This is a genomic window from Streptomyces purpureus (genome assembly GCF_014648195.1).
GTDB lineage: Bacteria > Actinomycetota > Actinomycetes > Streptomycetales > Streptomycetaceae > Streptomyces > Streptomyces purpureus.
Map to the genome: position 1 here is coordinate 5,409 of NZ_BMQQ01000051.1, position 6,738 is coordinate 12,146.

The window sequence follows — 6,738 nt, forward strand, 5'->3', positions numbered from 1 at the left end:
CTCAACACCATGGTCGACCAGCTCTCCAGCTTCGCCGACCAGGTGACCAGGGTCGCCCGGGAGGTGGGCACCGAGGGCATCCTGGGCGGCCAGGCGGAGGTGCAGGGTGTCTCCGGCACCTGGAAGGACCTCACCCAGTCGGTGAACTTCATGGCGAACAACCTGACCTCTCAGGTGCGCAACATCGCCGAGGTCACCACGGCGGTCGCCCGGGGCGACCTGTCCAAGAAGATCACCGTCGACGCCAAGGGCGAGATCCTGGAGCTGGTGACGACCGTCAACACGATGGTCGACCAGCTGTCCAACTTCGCCGACGAGGTGACCAGGGTCGCCCGTGAGGTGGGTACGGAGGGCATTCTCGGCGGCCAGGCACGCGTGCGTGGCGTGACCGGTACGTGGAAGGACCTCTCCGACAACGTCAACCTGATGGCCAACAACCTGACCAGCCAGGTGCGGAACATCTCCCGGGTCTCCGCGGCGGTCGCCAACGGCGATCTGACGAAGAAGGTGACCGTGGAGGCGCGTGGCGAGGTCGCCGAGCTCGCCGACACCGTCAACACGATGGTGACGACGCTGTCGTCGTTCGCGGAGCAGGTGACCAGGGTCGCCCGCGAGGTGGGTACGGACGGCATCCTGGGCGGCCAGGCGCGCGTACCGGGTGTCTCGGGGACGTGGAAGGACCTGACCGACTCGGTGAACGGCATGGCCGACAACCTCACCGGTCAGGTGCGCCAGATCGCCGCCGTCACCACCGCCATCGCCAAGGGCGATCTCACCAAGAAGATCGACATCGACGCCCGGGGCGAGATCCAGGAGCTGAAGAACACCATCAACACGATGGTCGACCAGCTTTCCAACTTCGCCGAGGAGGTCACCCGGGTCGCCCGTGAGGTGGGCACCGACGGGCAGCTCGGCGGGCAGGCACGCGTGCGTGACGTGGACGGCACGTGGCGGGACCTGACCGAGTCGGTGAACGAGATGGCCGGGAACCTGACCCGGCAGGTGCGCGCCATCGCGGCCGTCGCGACGGCGGTGACCCGTGGCGACCTCAACCTCAAGATCGACGGGGTGGACGCGGCGGGCGAGATCCAGGCCCTGCAGGACAACATCAACACCATGATCGTCAACCTGCGGGACACCACCCTCGCCAACGAGGAGCAGGACTGGCTGAAGGGCAACCTGGCCCGGATCTCCGGTCTGATGCAGGGCCGCCGCGATCTGGACGACGTGGCCTCGCTGATCATGAGCGAGCTGACGCCGGTGGTCTCGGCGCAGCACGGGGCGTTCTTCGTGGCCATGCCCACCGGCGACGGTGCGGAGCTGGCGGACGGTGACGGCCCGTACGAGCTGCGGATGCGGGGCAGTTACGGCTACTCGGCCGGGTCGATGCCGACGTCCTTCCGGCCCGGCGAGACCCTGATCGGAACGGCGGCCGAGGAGAAGCGGACGATCCAGGTCAATGTGCCGCCGGGGTATCTGAAGATCTCGTCGGGGCTCGGCGAGGCGTCCCCGGCCCATGTGATCGTGCTGCCGGTGCTGTTCGAGGGCAAGGTCCTCGGCGTGATCGAGCTGGCGTCCTTCCAGCCGTTCACCCAGATCCAGCGCGACTTCCTCAACCAGATCGCCGAGATGATCGCGACCAGCGTCAACACCATCAGCGTCAACACCAAGACCGAGGTGCTGCTCAAGCAGTCGCAGGAGCTCACCGAGCAGCTGCGGGAGCGTTCGGCGGAGCTGGAGAGCCGGCAGAAGGCGCTGCAGGACTCCAACGCCGAGCTGGAGGAGAAGGCCGAGCTGCTGGCCCAGCAGAACCGCGACATCGAGGTGAAGAACACCGAGATCGAGGAGGCCCGGCAGGTGCTGGAGGAGCGGGCCGAGCAGCTCGCCGTCTCCATGCGCTACAAGTCGGAGTTCCTGGCGAACATGTCGCACGAGCTGCGCACACCGCTCAACTCGCTGCTGATCCTGGCGAAGCTGCTCGCCGACAACGCCGACGCCAACCTCTCTCCGAAGCAGGTGGAGTTCGCCGAGACCATCCATGGGGCGGGCTCGGACCTGCTCCAGCTGATCAACGACATCCTCGATCTGTCGAAGGTCGAGGCGGGCAAGATGGACGTCAGTCCGACCCGGATCGCCCTGGTCCAGCTTGTGGACTACGTGGAGGCCACCTTCCGCCCGCTGACCGCGGAGAAGGGCCTGGACTTCTCCGTACGGGTGTCGCCGGAGCTGCCCGCCACGCTGCACACGGACGAGCAGCGGCTCCTGCAGGTGCTGCGCAACCTGCTGTCCAACGCCGTGAAGTTCACCGACACCGGGGCGGTCGAGCTGGTGATCCGGCCGGCCGGGACGGATGTGCCGCAGTCGATCCGGGAGCAGCTCCTCGAGGCGGGGTCGCTGCGGGATCCGGACGCCGACCTCATCGCCTTCTCGGTGACCGACACTGGCATCGGCATCGCGGCCAGCAAGATGCGGGTGATCTTCGAGGCGTTCAAGCAGGCGGACGGCACGACCAGCCGGAAGTACGGCGGGACGGGCCTGGGGCTCTCGATCAGCCGGGAGATCGCGCGGCTGCTCGGCGGCGAGATCTACGCCGCCAGCGAGCCCGGCCGTGGCTCGACGTTCACGCTCTTCATGCCGCTGCACCCGAGCGAGCTTCCGCCGCACGGGTACGGGCAGTTGGCGCAGGGTTCCGCGGGCCGGCAGCAGAGCGAGGCGGACGACGCGGCGGAGGCGGTCCTCCAGACGCCCTCGTACGCCCCCGCGCCGCTCTCGGCGGACTCCAGGGCGGGCAGCGGCGCGCTGTTCCGGCACCGCCGCAAGGCGCTGGGTCGCGGCGACCAGCGGCCCTCGCTGCCCGGCCAGCCGGGTGCCCACGGGGCGCAGGAGTCGTGGGCGACGGCGGTGGGGCAGGAGGAGCCGGAGCCGCGGCGGACCTTCGAGTTCCACGGCGAGAAGGTGCTGATCGTCGACGACGACATCCGTAACGTCTTCGCGCTGACCAGCGTCCTCGAACAGCACGGCCTCGCGGTGCTGTACGCGGAGAACGGCCGGGAGGGCATCGAGGTGCTGGAGCAGCACGACGATGTGACGGTCGTCCTGATGGACATCATGATGCCGGAGATGGACGGATACGCGACGACGACGGCGATCCGGCGGATGCCGCAGTTCTCGGGGCTGCCGATCATCGCGTTGACCGCGAAGGCGATGAAGGGTGACCGGGAGAAGGCGATCGAGTCCGGAGCTTCCGATTACGTCACCAAGCCGGTCGACCCTGACCATCTGCTGTCGGTGATGGAGCAGTGGATGCGCGGGGCGTGATCGGCGGGCGCTCACCTGACGGCGAGTTGTTGACTGACTGTGCTCGTAGGGGTGTGGGACGTCGGTATTCGGGGAACCTTCTGGTCTCTCGCCGCGTTTCCGCTACGTGCACAGTGACATCGCGGTGACAGGGTGTGGCGACAGGCGGGGTGCGGCTACCATGACCGGCACAAGGACGGACGGCGCAAGGGAGTCGTCCCCTGGGGCGGCGCCCGGTGCTACCTCCGGCTCGACGAGCCGGGGAGAGTCCGTGCCGGGGCGAGGAGGACGGGGCATGGTGCAGAAGGCCAAGATCCTCCTGGTCGATGACCGGCCGGAGAATCTGCTGGCGCTGGAGGCCATCCTCTCTGCGCTCGATCAGACACTGGTGCGGGCATCGTCAGGGGAGGAAGCGCTCAAGGCGCTGCTGACGGACGACTTCGCGGTCATCCTGCTGGACGTCCAGATGCCAGGAATGGACGGTTTCGAAACCGCCGCGCACATCAAGCGGCGCGAGCGGACCCGGGACATCCCGATCATCTTCCTCACCGCCATCAACCACGGCCCGCACCACACCTTCCGGGGCTACGCCGCGGGCGCGGTGGACTACATCTCCAAGCCCTTCGACCCCTGGGTGCTGCGCGCCAAGGTTTCGGTCTTCGTCGAGCTGTACATGAAGAACTGCCAGCTGCGGGAGCAGGCCGCACTGCTCCGCCTCCAGCTGGAGGGCAACGGCGGAGCGGGCGGCGTGGCCAAGGAGTCCGCCGGGCTGCTCGCCGAACTCTCCGCCCGGCTCGCGGCGGTCGAGGAGCAGGCCGAGGCGCTCTCCAAGCAGCTCGACGACGACTCCGCGGACGCGGCGGCCGTCGCCACCGCCGCGCATCTGGAGCGCAAGCTCACCGGTCTGCGCCGGGCGCTGGACGCCCTGGAGCCCGGCACGGGCAGCAGCGCGCCCGCGCTGCCCTCCCAGAGCTGACACGCGGCTGACACGCGCGAGGACCGGATCCCCGAAGGCCGGAGCCCTGATGGCCCTGCCGGGCGCTGGTCCGGTCGGCTGAGTGCCCGTCAGCTCGCGCCTGCCGTGGCGCGGCCCACGCATGCCGTACCGTCAGTTTCCGTCCGCCCGCAGGGCGACACGAACGGGTGAAGCGGTGCGCACGCGTGTCCGCCGCGCGCCACACCGGTAACCTCACCACCATGGCCTCACGTACGTCCGGCAAAGGTTCCCAGGGCACGGCGGGCACCGCGAAGCCGCGCGCCGGGCGTACGACTGGCGCTGCGAAGAAGGCGGCGCCCGGCAAAGCACCCGCGAAGAAGACCGCGGCCGCCAGGAAGAGCGCGCCCGCGAAGAAGGCACCCGCCCGTAAGACCGCCAAGAAGGCGCCGCCGAAGCCGGCCCCGTCCCCGACCGGGGGCGTGTTCCGGATTGTGCGCGGGCTCTGGCTGGGCCTCGCACATGCCGTCGGGGCGATGTTCCGGGGCATAGGGCGCGGCGCGAAGGGGCTCGACCCCGCGCACCGCAAGGACGGCGTGGCGCTGCTCCTGCTGGGCCTCGCCCTGATCGTCGCGGCCGGTACCTGGTCCAACCTGCGCGGGCCGGTCGGCGATCTGGTCAAGATGCTGGTCACCGGCTCCTTCGGCCGGCTCGACCTGCTCTTTCCGCTGCTCCTGGGCGCCGTCGCCGTACGGCTGATCCTCTACCCGGAGAAGCCCGAGGCCAACGGGCGGATCGTGATCGGCCTGTCCGCTCTGGTCCTCGGGATCCTCGGCCAGGTCCACATCGCGTGCGGCTCGCCGGGCCGCGACTCCGGCACCGAGGCGATGCGGGACGCCGGCGGGCTCATCGGCTGGGCCGCGTCCAAGCCACTCGTCTTCATGATGGGCGAGGTCCTCGCCGTCCCCCTGCTGGTGCTCCTCACCGTCTTCGGGCTGCTCGTGGTCACCGCGACCCCCGTCAACGCCATTCCACAGCGACTGCGGGCCCTGGGCGCCAAGCTCGGCATCGTCGAACCGGCGTACGAGCCCGACCAGGGCGACGCCGAGGTGTACGACGACGAGTGGCGTGAGGCGCGCCCCGTCCGCGCGCGGCGCAGGGCCACTGCTCCGGAGGCATACGACGCAGAGAGCGCCGAGGAGGAGGCGCTCACCCGGCGTAAGCGCCCGCACAAGAGCGCGCAGCCCGACTTCGGCCGGCCCATGGACGCCGTGGACGTCGCCGCCGCGGCCGCCGCGGCGCTGGACGGGGCCGTGCTGAACGGCATGCCGCCCTCGCCGGTCGTCGCCGACCTCACTCGGGACCTGACCGCCGACCGGCGGCGCGCGGGCGAGATCGCGGCCGCCGCGGCCGGATCCGTACCGACCGCACGCGAATCCGGACAGGACGCGAAGCGGCCGGACGGCAAGGGGGTCGTGCCCGATCTGACCAAGCCCGCTCCGGAGGCCGCCGAGGGACTGCCCCCGCGCGCGGAGCAGCTCCAGCTCGCCGGGGACATCACCTACTCCCTGCCTTCGCTGAACCTGCTGGAACGCGGCGGGCCTGGAAAGACGCGCAGCGCGGCCAACGACGCGATCGTCGCGTCCCTGACGACCGTCTTCTCGGAGTTCAAGGTCGACGCCGCCGTCACCGGCTTCACCCGCGGTCCGACGGTAACCCGGTACGAGGTGGAGCTCGGCCCGGCCGTGAAGGTCGAGCGGATCACGGCGCTGACGAAGAACATCGCCTACGCCGTCGCCAGCCCCGATGTACGGATCATCTCGCCGATCCCCGGCAAGTCGGCCGTCGGCATCGAGATCCCCAACACCGACCGAGAGATGGTCAACCTGGGCGATGTGCTGCGCCTCGCGGACGCCGCCGAGGACGACCACCCGATGCTGGTCGCGCTCGGCAAGGACGTCGAGGGCGGCTATGTGATGGCCAACCTGGCGAAGATGCCGCACATCCTGGTCGCCGGCGCGACGGGCTCCGGAAAGTCCTCGTGCATCAACTGCCTGATCACGTCGATCATGATAAGAGCGACCCCGGAGGACGTCCGGATGGTCCTCGTCGACCCCAAGCGGGTCGAGCTGACCGCGTACGAAGGCATTCCGCACCTGATCACCCCGATCATCACCAACCCCAAGCGGGCCGCGGAGGCGCTCCAGTGGGTCGTGCGGGAGATGGACCTGCGCTACGACGACCTGGCCGCCTTCGGCTTCCGGCACATCGACGACTTCAACGAGGCCATCCGCAACGGCAAGGTCAAGCTGCCCGAGGGCAGCGAGCGCGAGCTGCAGCCCTATCCGTACCTGCTGGTCATCGTGGACGAGCTGGCCGACCTGATGATGGTCGCGCCGCGGGACGTCGAGGACGCCATCGTCCGGATCACCCAGCTGGCCCGCGCCGCCGGCATCCATCTGGTGCTGGCCACCCAGCGGCCCTCGGTCGATGTCGTCACCGGTCTG

General features: G+C 69.6%; 3 protein-coding genes. All 3 read left to right on the forward strand.

What is annotated here, in order from left to right:
* Positions 1-3,318 (forward strand): HAMP domain-containing protein (locus tag IEZ01_RS35475; RefSeq protein WP_229833336.1); only part of this gene is annotated, 3,318 nt, incomplete at its 5' end.
* A 274-nt stretch (positions 3,319-3,592) separates the two neighbouring features.
* Positions 3,593-4,273 carry a response regulator gene (locus IEZ01_RS33400; RefSeq protein ID WP_019889903.1) on the forward strand — a complete coding sequence of 227 codons (681 nt, stop codon included), beginning with the start codon at positions 3,593-3,595 and terminating at the stop codon, positions 4,271-4,273.
* A 221-nt stretch (positions 4,274-4,494) separates the two neighbouring features.
* On the forward strand, positions 4,495-6,738 hold a 2,244-nt coding region (locus IEZ01_RS33405; protein WP_229833337.1), incomplete at its 3' end, for a DNA translocase FtsK.